This window comes from Roseateles sp., from assembly GCF_047654785.1.
Taxonomy (GTDB): Bacteria; Pseudomonadota; Gammaproteobacteria; order Burkholderiales; family Burkholderiaceae_C; genus Pelomonas.
Genome location: NZ_JASGKQ010000001.1, coordinates 480,655 through 495,175 on the forward strand (window position 1 = coordinate 480,655; position 14,521 = coordinate 495,175).

A 14,521-nucleotide genomic window follows, 5' to 3' on the forward strand; every position below is an offset into this window, starting at 1 on the left:
CGGCGCCGAAACACGCAGTGGGATGCGCGTCGAGCCGCCCACTGCGTTTGCTTTTTCAGCGCGGCAGCCGCCGCGCGTTTCGATTGACTGACCCCTCGGGAGCCCAAGCCATGATGGTCCTCTACTCCGGCACCACCGACCCCTACTCGCACCGCTGCCGCTTCGTGCTGTTCGAGAAAGGCATGGACTTCGAAATCCGCGACGTCGACCTGTTCGCGAAGCCTGAAGACATCGCCCTGATGAACCCGTACAACGAGGTGCCCATCCTCGTCGAGCGCGACCTCATCCTGTACGAATCGCACATCATCAACGAGTACATCGACGAGCGCTTCCCGCACCCGCAGCTGATGCCCGGCGACCCGGTCGCGCGCGCCCGCGTGCGCCTGTTCCTGCTGAACTTCGAGAAGGAGCTGTTCGCGCACGTGAACGTGCTCGAAGGCCGCGGCGCCACCACCAAGGCGACCGACAAGCAGCTCGAAAAGGCCCGCGCGCAGATCCGCGACCGCCTGACCCAGCTCGCGCCGATCTTCCTGAAGAACAAGTACATGCTGGGCGACGACTTCTCGATGCTCGACGTGGCCATCGCCCCGCTGCTGTGGCGCCTGGACTACTATGGCATCGACATGTCCAAGAACGCGCTGCCGCTGTTGAAGTACGCCGAGCGCATCTTCAGCCGCCCGGCCTACATCGAGGCGCTGACGCCGTCCGAAAAGGTCATGCGCCGCTGATCCCCCACCCCCGAAGCGCTGCGCGCTTCCCCCTCAAGGGGGCGCCGTCAGTGGCCCGGCAGAGCCGGTTCCACGACGGCCGCTTGGTTTCCAGTCGTATTGCGGCACAGCCGGGTCACCGATCAACATGGATAAATCGCAAGGGATCGAAGGCGGAGCGGGTGGCACGTCCACCCGGCCCTACCTGATCCGCGCACTGCACGACTGGTGCACGGACAACGGCTTCACGCCCTACATCGCGGTGCACGTCGACCGCTCGGTGCAGGTGCCGATGGAGTACGTGTCCAACCACGAGATCGTGCTGAACATCGGCTTCGACGCGACCAGCGGGCTGGACCTCGGCAACGACTACGTCCAGTTCAAGGCCCGCTTCGGCGGCGTCGCGCGCGAGATCCTCGTGCCGGTGGACCACGTGGTCGCCATCTACGCCCGCGAGAACGGCCAGGGCATGGCCTTCCCGGCGCCCGCGCCGCTGGCCGACGGCGAAGCGCCGCCGCCGCGCACGCCCAGCGCGGCGCCGGCCGAGCCGCGCCGCAGCGGCCTGCGCCTGGCCAGCGAGTCGGGCGACGAGCCCGGCGACGAGCCGCCCCCGCCGCCGGACGCGCCCGCCGGCCCGGGCGGCGCCCCGCGCCCCGCGCTCAAGCGCGTCAAGTAGCGCGCCCGCCTAGAATCGCGTCCTGTTTTTCGCCGGCTTAGCTCAGTTGGTAGAGCAACCGCCTTGTAAGCGGTAGGTCATCAGTTCGAATCCGATAGCCGGCACCAAACCGCAACCCCGTCGCCCGACCCGGCGGCGGGGTTGTTTCATTTCTGCGCCAGCCTCACGCGGATGCGCGCCGGCAGGCCGGCCTGCGCCAGCAGCGCCTCCAGACGCGGCAGCAGGTGGCGCAGCTTGGCGGCGACGGCGGCGTTGGCGGCCAGCAGGCTCCAGCCGTCCTCGTCGACCGGGCCGGGCTGGACGCTCGCCAGCAGCGTGCCCGGCAGGGCCGGCGCGATGACGCGCAGCCGGCGCCGCGACGCCTCCAGCCGGGCGCTGAGCTGGTTCAGCCCCTCGTGGGCGCGCAGCGCCTCGGCCACCGGCGTGGGCGACGGCACGCTGGCGTGCTGGCGCCGGGGGGCGAGGTAGCGGGGGGGGGCGGTGGCCATGGGCGGCAGTGTAGTCAGCGGCGGCGCCGGCCCCAGGGGCGGCGGGGGCGGGCCGGAGGTCCGCTGCTAAACTGCCCCGTTTTGCGCGCCCAGGCCGCCCCGCCTTGCAACGCGCCGCCGCGCCCCCAGATGCGCGCGTCCCTCTCGGCTCTGCCGGCCCGCCCAGCTTTCACCCTTCGCAGCATGTTGCCCAAGCTTCTCACCTCGATTTTCGGCAGCCGCAACGAGCGCTTGCTCAAGACCTACCGCCGCACCGTGCAGCAGATCAACGCGCTGGAGCCGAAGTACGAGGCGCTGAGCGACGACGAGCTGCGCGCCCAGACGGCCGCGTTCAAGCAGCGCATCGCGGCCGGCGAGACGGTGGACGACATCCTGCCCGAGGCCTTCGCCGTCTGCCGCGAGGGCGGCAAGCGGGCGCTGAAGATGCGCCACTTCGACGTGCAGCTGATCGGCGGCATGGTGCTGAACGCCGGCAAGGTCGCCGAGATGCGCACCGGCGAGGGCAAGACGCTGATGGCGACGCTGCCCGTCTACCTGAACGCGCTGGCGGGCAAGGGCGTCCACGTCGTCACGGTCAACGACTACCTCGCGCGCCGCGACGCCGAGTGGATGGGCAAGCTCTACAACTTCCTCGGCCTGAGCGTGGGCATCAACCTGCCCAACATGCCGCGCGAGGAGAAGCAGGCCGCCTACGCCGCCGACGTGACCTACGGCACCAACAACGAGTACGGCTTCGACTACCTGCGCGACAACATGGTCTACGAGACGGCCGACCGCGTGCAGCGCGGCCTGGCCTACGCGATCGTCGACGAGGTGGACTCCATCTTGATCGACGAGGCACGCACGCCGCTGATCATCTCGGGCCAGGCCGACGACCACACCGACGTCTACCTGAAGATCAACGCCGTCGTGCCCGGCTTGAAGAAGCAGATCGGCGAGCTGGACCCGCGCACCGGCGAGGGCGTCATCGAGCCGGGCGACTTCACGGTGGACGAGAAGTCGCACCAGATCCACCTGACCGAAGAGGGCCACGAGAACGCCGAGCGGCTGCTCGCGCAGGCCGGCCTGATCGCCGAGGGCGCCAGCCTGTACGACGCGGCCAACATCACGCTGATGCATCACCTGAATGCGGCGCTGCGGGCCCACCACGTCTACCACAAGGACCAGAGCTACGTCGTGCAGAACGGCGAGGTCATCATCGTCGACGAGTTCACCGGCCGGCTGATGTCGGGCCGCCGCTGGAGCGACGGCCTGCACCAGGCCGTCGAGGCCAAGGAAGGCGTGGCCATCCAGGCCGAGAACCAGACGCTGGCGTCCATCACCTTCCAGAACTACTTCCGCATGTACGGCAAGCTGTCCGGCATGACGGGCACGGCCGACACCGAGGCCTACGAGTTCCAGGAAATCTACGGGCTGGAGACGGTCGTCATCCCGCCGAACCGGCCGACCATCCGCAAGGACGAGCTGGACCTGGTCTACAAGACCGACAAGGAAAAGTACAACGCCGTCATCGAGGACATCCGCGCCTGCCACGAGCGCGGCCAGCCGGTGCTGGTGGGCACCACGTCCATCGAGAACTCGGAACTGATCTCCAATCTGTTGCAGGCCGCCAAGCTGCCGCACAACGTGCTGAACGCCAAGCAGCACGCGAAGGAGGCCGAGATCGTCGCCCAGGCCGGCCGGCCGGGCGTCATCACCATCGCCACCAACATGGCCGGCCGCGGCACCGACATCGTGCTGGGCGGCAACGTCGAGAAGCAGGTGCAGTTCATCGAGGCCGACGAGACACTGCCGGCCGACGAGAAGGCGCGCCGCATCCAGCAGCTGCACGACGAATGGCAGGGCCTGCACGACAAGGTCAAGGCCGAGGGCGGCCTGCGCATCATCGCCACCGAGCGCCACGAGAGCCGCCGCATCGACAACCAGCTGCGCGGCCGCGCCGGCCGCCAGGGCGACCCGGGCTCGTCGCGCTTCTACCTGTCGCTCGACGACCAGCTGATGCGCATCTTCGCCGGCGAGCGCGTGCGCGCCATCATGGACCGGCTCAAGATGCCCGAAGGCGAGGCCATCGAGGCCGGCATCGTCACGCGCTCCATCGAGGGCGCGCAGCGCAAGGTCGAGGCGCGCAACTTCGACATCCGCAAGCAGCTGCTCGAATACGACGACGTGTCGAACGACCAGCGCAAGGTCATCTACCAGCAGCGCAACGACATCCTGGAGGCCGACAGCCTGGTCGCCCAGATCGCCAGCCTGCGCACGGCCACGCTGACCGACGTGGTGCGCAGCTACGTGCCCGCCGAGAGCCTGGAAGAGCAGTGGGACCTGCCCGCGCTGGAGCAGGTGCTGCGGGACGAATGGCAGCTGGACCTGGCGCTGGGCGAGCTCGTCAAGAAGAGCGACTCCATCACCGACGAGGACATCCTCGCCGCCGTGACCCAGGCCGGCGACGCGCTGTTCCAGGGCAAGCTGGACCGCGTCGGCATCGACCAGTTCAACCCCTTCATGCGCATGGTGCTGCTGCAGAGCATCGACCAGCGCTGGCGCGAGCACCTGGCCGCGCTGGACTACCTGCGCCAGGGCATCCACTTGCGCGGCTATGCCCAGAAGAACCCCAAGCAGGAGTACAAGCGCGAGGCCTTCGAGCTGTTCTCGCAGCTGCTCGACGTGGTGAAGATGGAAGTCACCCGCACGCTGATGAACGTGCGCATCCAGAGCCAGGAAGAGGCGGACCGCGCCGCCGAGGCGCTGGAGCGCCGCGCCGAGGCGGTGTCCAACGTGACCTACCAGCACCCCAACGAGGACGGCTCGGTCAGCCAGGACCTCGACCCGGCCACCATCGCCGAGCGCTTCGGCCACGTCGGCCGCAACGACCCCTGCCCCTGCGGCAGCGGCAAGAAGTTCAAGCTCTGCCACGGCAAGCTGGCCTGAGGCCCGCCCCCCGCGTCCTCAGCAGCGGGCCGGCGTTGCCGGCCCGTTTTTCGTCCAGCCGGCCGGCCACCCCATCTGCGGGGAAAACCGTGTGTTTGGGCACGAACGGCCACCGACCCCACGTGCATGGGGGGTGCTCATGTCAAGCCCACCCCCCTAGAGTGCAGTCCGTGCCCCGGGGAATCCTCCGGGAAGACTTTGCAGAAAAGCCGAAAGCCCGTCATGAAAACCTCGTTCGCCACGACCCTCGCCCTTGCTGCCGCGCTGTGCGCCGGCGCAGCCCATGCCAGCGACGCCATCGTGGTCAACATGACCGGCACGGCTGGCGGCACCTTCTCGGCCGGCATCTCGCACACCCTCAACGCGGCGGGCAGCTTCGAGGACACCTACACGCTGGTCGGCTACAGCGGCCCCAGCTCGGTCAACGGCACGCTGAACACGCTGATCCTGAACAGCCAGTCCGCCGACATCGACATCACCAGCGTCACCCTGAACGGCGTGTCGTTCTCGCAGCGCCTGATCAGCTTCCAGGGCAACGCCGACGGCCGCGAGAACTACGCGCTGCCCGCCTCGCTGTTCGACGGCCCGCTGACCCTGGTGGTCAAGGGCACGCTGGTCGCCGGCCTGAACGGCAGCACCACCGGCAGCTACAGCGGCACCATCCGCGTCGCGCCCATGGCCCCGGTGCCGGAACCCCAGACCTACGCGCTGTTCGCCGCCGGCCTGCTGGCCCTGGGCCAGATCGCCCGCCGCCGCCGCGCCTGAACCCCACGCCACACGCACCGCATCATGAAGATCAAATCCCTCATCGCCGCCTCCCTGTTCGCGCTGGCCACCGGCGCCCAGGCCGCCCCCCACCTGCTGACGCTGCAGGGCACGGGCCCGTCGTACTCCGTCGGCCTGAGCACCGAGGAAGGCTCCAGCCAGGTCACCCGCACGGAGGCCGGCGCCTTCCGCGACGAGTTCCTGATCCGCCTGAACGCCCCCGCCTGGATCAATGCCTCGCTGGACACCAGCGCCGACCTGGGCGCCTGGGCCAGCCAGGGCGTGAGCTTCACGCGGGCCGGCTTCGTCGGCATCGCCGGCTCGGAGCTGAGCTTCGACAACTTCGACAGCGAAGGTACCCGCTTCTCCTTCGGCGCCAACGGCCCGGTCCTGGCCCAGGGCGACTTCGTCTTCTTCGTCGAAGGCGTGGCCGGCTCCCCCGCCCAGCGCCAGGCGCAGGCCCAGGCGCTGCTGAACAGCTTCAGCTACAGCGGCTTCATCAACGTGCAGTTGGCCGACGACCCGAACGCCCGCCTGCCCGAGCCCGCCAGCCTGGCGCTGGCCGGCCTGGCGCTGGGCGGCGTGCTGCTGGCCCGCCGCCGCAAGGCCGGCTGACCCGGCCCGGGCGCGCCGCAGCGCCCGGCCAGGACGGCATCGCCAAGGCTCCTTCGGGAGCCTTTGTCGTTTCTACAATCCGCGGCCTTCCCCGAACCACTCCCAACCCCGCCACCATGCCCGTCAACCTCACCGCCCCCGATCCCGCCTCCCTGTTGCCCGTGCCGGGCGTGCGCCTCGGCGTGGCCATGGCCGGCGTGCGCAAGGCCAACCGGCGCGACCTGACCGTCATCGCGCTGGACGAGGGCGCGGCCGTGGCCGGCGTGTTCACGACCAACCGCTTCTGCGCCGCGCCGGTGCAGGTCTGCCGCGAGCACCTGGCGGCCGGCGCGGCGGTCCGCGCGCTGGTCATCAACACCGGCAACGCCAACGCCGGCACCGGTGCCGACGGCCTGGCCCGCGCGCGCCAGACCTGCGAGCAGCTGGCCGGCCTGGTCGGCTGCCGGCCCGAGCAGGTGCTGCCCTTCTCCACCGGCGTCATCATGGAGACGCTGCCCGTGGACCGCATCGCCGCCGGCCTGCCGCAGGCGCTCGCGGCGCTGCGCGACGACGGCTGGGGCGAGGCGGCGCTGGGCATCATGACGACCGACACGCTGCCCAAGGCCGCGTCGCGCCGCATCCACCTGGGCGGCGTGCCGGTCACGCTGAGCGGCATCTCCAAGGGCGCCGGCATGATCCGCCCCAACATGGCCACCATGCTGGGCTTCATCGCCACGGACGCCAACATCGCCCCCGCGCTGCTGCAGCCGCTGGTGAGGGAGGCGGCCGACGCCTCCTTCAACCGCATCACCATCGACGGCGACACCTCCACCAACGACTGCTTCCTGCTGATCGCCTCCCGCCGCGCGGCGCACGCCGAGATCACCGCGCTGGACGGCGCCGACGCCCAGGCGCTGCGCGCGGCGCTCATCTCGCTGGCGCAGGAACTGGCCCAGGCCATCGTGCGCGACGGCGAGGGCGCCACCAAGTTCATCGCCATCACCGTGGCGGGCGGCCGCGACGAGGCCGAGTGCCGGCTGGCCGCCTACGCCATCGCGCACTCGCCGCTGGTCAAGACCGCCTTCTTCGCCAGCGACCCCAACCTGGGCCGCATCCTGGCCGCCGTGGGCTACGCCGGCATCGCCGACCTGGACCAGGGCCTGATCGACCTGCACCTGGACGACGTGCACGTCGTCGCGCGCGGCGGCCGCCGGCCCGAGTACCGCGAGGAAGACGGCCAGCGTGTCATGAAGCAGAGCGAGATCAGCGTGCGCGTGGACCTGAACCGCGGCGCTGCGGCGGCCACGGTCTGGACCTGCGACCTCAGCCACGACTACGTGACCATCAACGCCGACTACCGGAGCTGACCGCTCGGCGGCGGGGCCTGCCGGGGCGGGGACAATCCGCCCTTTCTTGAACCCAGGACCCCGCCCGATGAAGCTCTCGCTGACCGCCATCACCCTGGCCGCCGTCGTCGCCACCGGCACGAACGCGCAGCCGCTGACCTACCCCGTCACGCGCAAGACCGACCAGGTCGACAGCTACCACGGCACCCAGGTCGCCGACCCCTACCGCTGGCTGGAAGACGACAACAGCGCCGAGACCAAGGCCTGGGTCGTCGCGCAGAACGAGGTCACCGACAAGTTCCTCGCCGCGATGCCGCAGCGCCTGCCGGCGCGACGCATCTACACCGAGCTGTACAACTTCGAGCGCTTCGGCATCCCGTTCAAGGAAGGCGGCCGCTACTTCTGGACGCGCAACGACGGCCTGCAGCAGCAGAACGTCATCTACACCGCCCGGACGCTGAAGGACACGCCGGCCGTGGCGCTGGACCCCAACACCATGAGCCCGGACGGCACCGTGGCGCTCAGCGGCATGGCGCCCTCGCGCGACGGCCGGCTGATCGCCTATGGCACCGCCGGCGCCGGCTCCGACTGGCAGACCTGGCGGGTGCGCGACCTCGCCACCGGCCAGGACCTGGTCGACAAGATCGAGTGGGTCAAGTTCAGCGGCGCCGCCTGGACGGCCGACGGCAAGGGCTTCTTCTACGCGCGCTACGACGCCCCCAAGGACGGCGAGAAGCTCACCGGCGCCAACTACTTCCAGAAGCTCTACTACCACCGCCTCGGCACGCCGCAGGGCGACGACGTGCTCGTCGCCGAGAACCGCGACGACAAGGAATGGGGCTTCGGCGCCGACGTGTCGGACGACGGCCGGCTGCTGCTCATCAGCGTCTGGAAAAGCGCCGGCAGCAAGAACGGGCTGATGGTGCTGCCGCTGCCCGGCGGCGCGTTCGCGGGCGGCAAGCCCCGGCCCGTCACGCTGGCCTTCGACGCCCAGTACACGCCCGTGGCCGTCCACGGCAACCGGCTGGTGCTGAAGACCGACAAGGACGCGCCGCGCGGCAGGCTCATCACCATGGACCTCCAGCACCCCGGGCCGGCCCGCTGGAAGACGCTGGTGGCCGAAGGCCCCGACGCGATGACCGCGGCGTCCGCCGTCGGCGGCCGCTACCTGCTGAGCTACCTGAACGACGCCGCCACGCTGGTGCGCGTGCACGGCGCCGACGGCCGGCGGCTGAGCGAGGTCAAGCTGCCCGGCATCGGCACGGCCGGCGGCTTCGGCGGGCGCTGGAACGACGCCGAGACCTTCTTCAGCTACACCAGCCTGACCACCCCCGCCGAGATCCACCGCTACGACGTGCGCACCGGCCGCATCGAGCTGTTCAAGAAGCCGCAGACCGCCTTCGACACCGAGCAGTACGAGACCCGCCGCGAGTTCGTCACCAGCAAGGACGGCACGCGCTTCCCGATCTTCATCGCCGCCCGCAAGGGCCTGAAGTTCGACGGCAACAACCCCACGCTGCTGTACGGCTACGGCGGCTTCAACATCCCGATCACGCCGGGCTACGGCGTCACGGCCGCCACCTGGCTGAAGATGGGCGGCGTCTACGTCATCGCCGCCATCCGCGGCGGCGGCGAGTACGGCTCGGCCTGGCACGAGGCCGGCACCCGGCTGAAGAAGCAGAACGTGTTCGACGACTTCATCGCCGCCGGCGAATGGCTGGTGCAGCACAAGGTCGCCAGCCCGGCGACGCTGGCCATCAACGGCGGCTCCAACGGCGGCCTGCTGGTGGGCGCGGTGACCAACCAGCGCCCCGACCTGTTCGCCGCCGCCGTGCCGCAGGTGGGCGTGATGGACATGCTGCGCTACCCGAACTTCACCATCGGCTGGGCCTGGGCGTCGGACTACGGCACCGCCAAGGACAGCCCGGAGATGTTCCAGGCGCTGCAGGCCTACTCGCCGCTGCACAACATCCAGGCCGGCGCCCGCTACCCGGCCGTGCTGGTCACCACCGGCGACCACGACGACCGCGTCGTGCCGGCGCACAGCTTCAAGTACGCCGCCACGCTGCAGGCCGCCGACACCGGCCCGGCGCCCAAGCTGATCCGCATCGAGGTCGACGCCGGCCACGGCGCCGGCAAGCCCACCTCCAAGCTCATCGAGGAGCGCAGCGACGTGCTGGCCTTCATCGCCAACACGATGAAGCTGGACGTGAAGTGACGGCTCGCGGCCTGCCCATCCGGGACCTGGGCGTCGGCGATGCCGCCGCTCTGGTGGTGCTGTACCAGCACCTCAATGCCGATGACCCGCCGCCCGCGGCCGAGGCGGTCCAGGCCGTGTTCACGCACCCGGGCCTGCGTCACTTCGGGGCCTTCGACGGCGATGCGCTCATCGCCAGCTGCAGTCTGGTGGTCGTTCCCAACCTGACCCGGGGCGGCCGGAGCTACGGCGTCATCGAGAACGTGGTCACCCACGCAGACCACCGCGGCCGCGGCCATGGCCAGGCCATCGTCCGGCACGCGGTCCGGCAGGCCGCGGCGGCGGGTTGCTACAAGGTCGTGCTGACGACCGGCAGGAAGGATCCGGCCGTCTGGGCCTTCTATGAGCGTTGCGGCTTCGACGGCGGCGGCAAGCGCGCCTTCGTCATCCACAGGCCGGCGGCCTGAGCGGCGGCATCAGAAATTCACCGCCTGGGTCCGGTAGCCCCGCGCCACCAGCGTCGCGTTGATCAGCTGCGCCTGCTCGCGGCTCGGGAAGGGCCAGACCGCGGCGCGCCAGCCTTCGGGGGTCTGGATCACGTCGGCCTGCAGCGCGTCGGGGCGGCTGTGCACGCCCTTCAGGCTGTCGCGCATCTTCTGCAGCAGCGCTTCGGCCGCGGCGCGGCTGCCGGGCGGGCCGACCAGCGCCACCACCACCCGGGCCGGCGACTCGGCCAGGCGGGCCAGGCTGGCATCGGGTGCGACAGGGGCTGCGGCGGCCTTGTCGATGTCCTTCACGATGCCTTTTTCGTCGGGCTTCTCGGCGGGCTGCGCTGCGCTTGCCTCGGCGCCCGGCCTCGCCGCGGCCTGGCCGGCGGGCGCGGCGGCCGGCGTGCTGGAGCGCAGCGGCGGGCGCCTGGCGCCGTCGGCACGCTCGACGAGGCGGGGGCGGATGTCCGGCACGGGCTCGCTGCCGGCGGCGGCCGGTTCGCTGGCGGCGGCGTCGGCCGGTGCGGAGGCTTCGTCTGGCGGCACGGCGGCGGGCGTCTGCGGCGCCGCCGAGGCGGGTGCGGACACGGGCACGGGGGCGACGGCGGCGGCCTGGGGGGCCGAGGCCGTCGGCGCGGAGGCCGGCATGGGCACGGAGGACGGCTCGGGTTGCGCCCCCGCCAGCCAGGCCGCGAGGGCGGCCGCGGCCAGCAAGGCCGGCACGCCGGCCGCCGCCGCCACGCGCAGCGGCTGCCACAGGCGCCGGCCCAGCAGCTGCGACGGCAGGCCCTGCCCGGCCAGCACGCGCGTGTGGCCGCCGCCGGCGTCGATGCCGGCGCTCAGCAGGTAGAGCGCGAAGGGCTGGCCGCCCCGCCGGCCGGCCAGCGCCTCGTCGGTGACGATGACGCGCCAGGGCTGCTCATCGGGCGCCGCGGGCGGTTCGGCGAAGCCGTGCGCGAGCGCGAAGCGCGCCACGCGCGCGGGGCCCAGGCCGGGCAGGAATTTCTCGCTGAAGAGGCGCCACTGCGTGCGCTGCCGGCCGGGCAGGCGCCGGAGCCGCTGCAGCCAGGCGGTGCCGCGGGCGGCGGGCGGCGGGCCCTGCGGCGCGTCGAAGGTGTCGGCCGTGTCGGCCGGCACCGGCGCTGCGGCCTGCGTTGCCGGCGCCTCGGCGCGCGCGAAGGGCAGCGCCACCACGCCGACGGTGTGGACATCGGCCGGGCCGATGCGGCGGGCGAGGGGGTGGCGGTTGTGCCAGTCAACGATCTGTTCGGCCAGGCGCTCCATGACGGAGGGCATCTTCGCCGCGCCCGGCGCGGCCGGCCCGCCGAACAGCGGCCCGGACTCGGCCCAAATCCGGCCGTTGGGCATGCCCAACGGCCGGATTGAGGCTCAGCCCAGTTGCTTCAGCAGCCAGGCGTTGAGGTCCGCCACCTCCTCGGCGCAGACCGAGTGCGGCATCGGGTAGTCGTGCCATGCCACGTCGTGGCCCATCGCCACCAGCGTCTCGCGGCTGGCGACGCCGCGGGCCAGCGCGACGATGGGGTCCTGCGTGCCGTGGGCCAGGAAGACGGGCAGGTCGGCGTTGGCGTCGTCGCGCTCGGCCTCGGTGGTGGCGGCCAGCGGCAGGTAGCCCGACAGGCCCACCGCGCCGCCCAGGCGGTGCGGGTAGCGCAGCGCGGTCATCAGCGCCATCGCGCAGCCCTGCGAGAAGCCCATGACGACGATGCGCCCGGCCGGCACGCCGCGCTCGCGCTCGCGGTCGATCAGCGCGGCGATCTGGCGCTGCGACTCGCGCAGGCCGATCTCGTCCTCGCGCTTCACGAGGTCGGCGCCGAGGATGTCGTACCAGGCGCGCATCCGGTAGCCGTTGTTGAGGGTCACCGGCCGGGTCGGCGCGTGCGGGAACACGTAGCGCACCGGGCCGAGGGCGGCCAGGTCCAGCTCGCCGCAGATGGGCACGAAGTCGAAGCCGTCGGCGCCCAGGCCGTGCAGCACGATGAGGGTGGTGCCGGGATGGGGGCCGGTCTCGATCTCGTGGGTTTCAAGCATGGGGGGTCCAGTCGGTCCTTGTGGAAGGGGAGGCGTCGGCGCCGTGGGCCGCCAGCGTCGCGGCGGCCGGTCCGTCATTGTGGCGACAGTCCGCGGCGCCCGTGCCGGTCATCATGCCGGCCATGGGAAGCCTCTACCTCGTTCGCCACGGCCAAGCCAGCTTCGGCGCCGCCGACTACGACCAGCTCAGCCCCCGCGGCCACGAGCAGTGCCGCCACCTCGGCGCCTACTGGCGCGAGCGCGGCCAGCGCTTCGACGCCGTGTTCACCGGCACGCTGCGCCGGCATGCGCAGTCGCTGGCCGGCATCGCGGAAGGCTATGGCCAGGCGCTGCCGGCCACCGCGCTGCCGGGGCTGAACGAGTACGACAGCGAGGCCATCCTGCGCGCCATCCACCCCGGGCCGCTGGCCGCGCCGAAGGACGCGGAGGGCGTCAAGCAGCATTTCCGCCTGCTGCGCCAGGGCCTGCTGGCCTGGATGCGCGGCGAGGTGGCGCCGGCCGGCATGCCGCCGCACGCGGGCTTCGCGGCCGGCGTGGCGGATGCGCTGGCCCGCGTGCTGGCGCTGGGCGTGGGCCGGCAGGTGCTGATCGTCTCCAGCGGCGGCCCCATCGCCACGGCCGTGGCCCAGGTGCTGGCCTGCCCGCCGGAGACCTTCGTCGAGCTGAACCTGCGCATCCGCAACTCGGCCGTCACGGAGTTCGCGTTCAACCCGAAGCGGCATCACCTGGTCACGTTCAACACGCTGCCGCACCTGGACGCGGCCGAGACGCGCGGGCTCGTGACGCACGCTTGAGCCGCTCAGGCGTCGCAGCGCACGACGCGCAGGTCGTCGATCCAGGCGCTGGCATCTCCGGCGCGGAAATCCGCATTGTCCGGGGCTCGCCGACAATCGCGCCGCCATGTCCGCGCCGTTGTTCACCTCGCTCATCACCCCGCCTCCCGCCGCCACGGCGCCCGCGCACGAGCGCTTCCTGCACCTCGTGCGCCTGGCGCTGGCGGGCGGGCGGTTCGGCAAGCTGCTGCTGTCCGGCCCGGTCGCCATGGAGGGCGACGACGCCGACGTGGAGCGCCTGACGGTGCGCGCCATCGCGCTGCGCGGCGAGCCGGCGCTGAGCTTTCTGTGGCGGCACCGGACCCGGGACGTCACGAAGAACCACGCGCCCGACGCCGGCCTGGCCGAGATCGCCGCGCTGCTGGGCGCGCGCTTCCGCAATGCGCACCTGCACACGGCCGACGAGGAACTGCAGTTCGCCATCAGCCGCAAGGGCCGCGAGACACTGCGCGTGACGCGCGTCGAAGCGGCCGAAGCCCCGCCCGCCGCACACGACAAGGCCAAGCACCGGCCGCTGGACCTGGCCCGGCCGGTCTGGTCGGCGCTGGGGCTGACGCATCTCGTCAAGGGCCAGCCGGCGCTGGTGCCGGCGATGGCGCGCAAGTGGAAGCAGATCAACCGCTTCGTCGAGATCCTGTCGGCGGCCGTCGAGGATGCGCAACTGCAGGCGCCGGTGCGCGTGGCGGACTTCGGCTCGGGCAAGGGCTACCTGACCTTCGCCGTGCACGACTGGCTGCAGGCCCAGGGCCTCGCGCCGCGCGTGACCGGCATCGAGTTGCGCGACGACATGGTGAAGCTGTGCAACGCCGTCATCGACGCCGAGCAGCTCGGCGGCATCCGCTTCGACCAGGGCGACGTGCGCAGCCAGCCCGTGCAGCCGCTGGACGTGATGATCGCGCTGCACGCCTGCGACATCGCCACCGACCACGCGCTGCACGTCGGGCTGCGGTCGGGCGCGCGCATCATCATGAGCTCGCCCTGCTGCCACAAGGAGCTGCGCCCGCAGATGACGCTGCCGGCCGTGCTGCGGCCGATGCTGCAGCACGGCATCCACCTCGGCCAGGAGGCCGAGATGGTGACCGACTCGCTGCGCGCGCTGCTGCTGGAGAGCCAGGGCTACCACACGCAGGTGTTCGAGTTCATCGCGCTGGAGCACACCAGCAAGAACAAGATGATCCTGGCCGTGAAGGCGCAGGGCCCCGCCGCCGAGGCGCTGGCCGCGCGCCGGCCCGCGCTGCTCGCGCAGGTCGCCGAGATCAAGCGCTTCTACGGGCTGCGGGAGCAGCGGCTGGAACGGTTGGTGGAGGAGCAGCCCCCCGTCCAGGCTTGCGCCGGCTGAGCGCCGGCAAGCCTGACCGGGGCCCCGAGGGGGGGCGGCGATGCTCGTGGGGGGGCGGTCCGGCGCTCGGCCCGCAGTCATGGCAGGAGCGCAGCGGGGTTGTCGGTTCGA

General features: G+C 71.6%; 13 protein-coding genes and 1 tRNA gene. 11 read left to right on the plus strand and 3 right to left on the minus strand.

All coding sequences use genetic code 11. The features are described from left to right. Window positions 1-110: 110 nt before the first annotated feature. From QM788_RS02255 to QM788_RS02265, 3 genes are all read left to right on the plus strand, one after another. Complete coding sequence (locus QM788_RS02255; protein WP_088485912.1) at window positions 111-728, plus strand: glutathione S-transferase N-terminal domain-containing protein; 618 nt, start codon at window positions 111-113, stop codon at window positions 726-728. Window positions 729-855: 127 nt separating this feature from the next. After that, a complete protein-coding gene (locus QM788_RS02260; RefSeq protein ID WP_415659846.1) occupies window positions 856-1,383 on the plus strand; it encodes a ClpXP protease specificity-enhancing factor in 528 nt (175 codons plus the stop codon). A 31-nt stretch (window positions 1,384-1,414) separates the two neighbouring features. Further along, window positions 1,415-1,490 (plus strand) — tRNA-Thr (locus tag QM788_RS02265). Between the two features lie 39 nt (window positions 1,491-1,529). On the opposite strand, the gene QM788_RS02270 is transcribed toward QM788_RS02265, so the two are convergent. Then, a complete protein-coding gene (locus QM788_RS02270) occupies window positions 1,530-1,871 on the minus strand; it encodes a hypothetical protein (RefSeq protein ID WP_415659847.1) in 342 nt (113 codons plus the stop codon). A gap of 183 nt (window positions 1,872-2,054) precedes the next feature. Between QM788_RS02270 and secA the strand changes: the two genes are divergently transcribed. From secA to QM788_RS02300, 6 genes are all read left to right on the plus strand, one after another. Continuing rightward, window positions 2,055-4,799 carry a preprotein translocase subunit SecA gene (secA, locus tag QM788_RS02275; protein ID WP_415659848.1) on the plus strand — a complete coding sequence of 915 codons (2,745 nt, stop codon included), beginning with the start codon at window positions 2,055-2,057 and terminating at the stop codon, window positions 4,797-4,799. A 222-nt stretch (window positions 4,800-5,021) separates the two neighbouring features. Beyond that, complete coding sequence (locus QM788_RS02280) at window positions 5,022-5,564, plus strand: FxDxF family PEP-CTERM protein (RefSeq protein WP_415659849.1); 543 nt, start codon at window positions 5,022-5,024, stop codon at window positions 5,562-5,564. 24 nt (window positions 5,565-5,588) lie between these two features. Then, complete coding sequence (locus QM788_RS02285; RefSeq protein ID WP_415659850.1) at window positions 5,589-6,179, plus strand: FxDxF family PEP-CTERM protein; 591 nt, start codon at window positions 5,589-5,591, stop codon at window positions 6,177-6,179. 116 nt (window positions 6,180-6,295) lie between these two features. Continuing rightward, on the plus strand, window positions 6,296-7,525 hold the full coding sequence (gene argJ, locus QM788_RS02290) for a bifunctional glutamate N-acetyltransferase/amino-acid acetyltransferase ArgJ (RefSeq protein ID WP_415659851.1): 1,230 nt from the start codon (window positions 6,296-6,298) through the stop codon (window positions 7,523-7,525). Window positions 7,526-7,592: 67 nt separating this feature from the next. Then, window positions 7,593-9,722, plus strand: coding sequence for a prolyl oligopeptidase family serine peptidase (locus QM788_RS02295; RefSeq protein WP_415659852.1), 2,130 nt, complete (start codon window positions 7,593-7,595; stop codon window positions 9,720-9,722). Then, entirely contained in the window at window positions 9,719-10,168 is a 450-nt protein-coding gene (locus QM788_RS02300) for a GNAT family N-acetyltransferase (RefSeq protein WP_415659853.1), read from the plus strand. Before QM788_RS02295 ends, QM788_RS02300 begins: the two co-directional genes overlap by 4 nt. Before the next feature lie 9 nt (window positions 10,169-10,177). Here the strand turns inward: QM788_RS02300 and QM788_RS02305 are convergent, their stop codons facing one another. After that, complete coding sequence (locus tag QM788_RS02305; RefSeq protein ID WP_415659854.1) at window positions 10,178-11,563, minus strand: hypothetical protein; 1,386 nt, start codon at window positions 11,561-11,563, stop codon at window positions 10,178-10,180. Between the two features lie 15 nt (window positions 11,564-11,578). After that, complete coding sequence (locus tag QM788_RS02310) at window positions 11,579-12,238, minus strand: alpha/beta hydrolase (RefSeq protein ID WP_415659855.1); 660 nt, start codon at window positions 12,236-12,238, stop codon at window positions 11,579-11,581. Window positions 12,239-12,360: 122 nt separating this feature from the next. Between QM788_RS02310 and QM788_RS02315 the strand changes: the two genes are divergently transcribed. Together QM788_RS02315 and QM788_RS02320 are read left to right on the plus strand one after the other, a co-directional pair. Beyond that, a complete protein-coding gene (locus tag QM788_RS02315) occupies window positions 12,361-13,032 on the plus strand; it encodes a histidine phosphatase family protein (protein WP_415659856.1) in 672 nt (223 codons plus the stop codon). Window positions 13,033-13,138: 106 nt separating this feature from the next. After that, the gene (locus tag QM788_RS02320) at window positions 13,139-14,410 is read left to right on the plus strand and encodes a class I SAM-dependent methyltransferase (protein ID WP_415659857.1); all 1,272 of its coding nucleotides are present in this window, start codon (window positions 13,139-13,141) and stop codon (window positions 14,408-14,410) included. Window positions 14,411-14,521 lie beyond the last annotated feature (111 nt).

What these genes read in the sequence shown, in the direction of transcription:
- QM788_RS02255 (WP_088485912.1), top strand. Translation starts at nt 111, where the DNA reads ATGATGGTCCTCTACTCCGGCACCACCGACCCCTACTCGCACCGCTGC.
- QM788_RS02260 (WP_415659846.1), top strand. Translation starts at nt 856, where the DNA reads ATGGATAAATCGCAAGGGATCGAAGGCGGAGCGGGTGGCACGTCCACC.
- QM788_RS02270 (WP_415659847.1), bottom strand. Translation starts at nt 1,871, where the DNA reads ATGGCCACCGCCCCCCCCCGCTACCTCGCCCCCCGGCGCCAGCACGCC.
- secA (WP_415659848.1), top strand. Translation starts at nt 2,055, where the DNA reads ATGTTGCCCAAGCTTCTCACCTCGATTTTCGGCAGCCGCAACGAGCGC.
- QM788_RS02280 (WP_415659849.1), top strand. Translation starts at nt 5,022, where the DNA reads ATGAAAACCTCGTTCGCCACGACCCTCGCCCTTGCTGCCGCGCTGTGC.
- QM788_RS02285 (WP_415659850.1), top strand. Translation starts at nt 5,589, where the DNA reads ATGAAGATCAAATCCCTCATCGCCGCCTCCCTGTTCGCGCTGGCCACC.
- argJ (WP_415659851.1), top strand. Translation starts at nt 6,296, where the DNA reads ATGCCCGTCAACCTCACCGCCCCCGATCCCGCCTCCCTGTTGCCCGTG.
- QM788_RS02295 (WP_415659852.1), top strand. Translation starts at nt 7,593, where the DNA reads ATGAAGCTCTCGCTGACCGCCATCACCCTGGCCGCCGTCGTCGCCACC.
- QM788_RS02310 (WP_415659855.1), bottom strand. Translation starts at nt 12,238, where the DNA reads ATGCTTGAAACCCACGAGATCGAGACCGGCCCCCATCCCGGCACCACC.
- QM788_RS02315 (WP_415659856.1), top strand. Translation starts at nt 12,361, where the DNA reads ATGGGAAGCCTCTACCTCGTTCGCCACGGCCAAGCCAGCTTCGGCGCC.
- QM788_RS02320 (WP_415659857.1), top strand. Translation starts at nt 13,139, where the DNA reads ATGTCCGCGCCGTTGTTCACCTCGCTCATCACCCCGCCTCCCGCCGCC.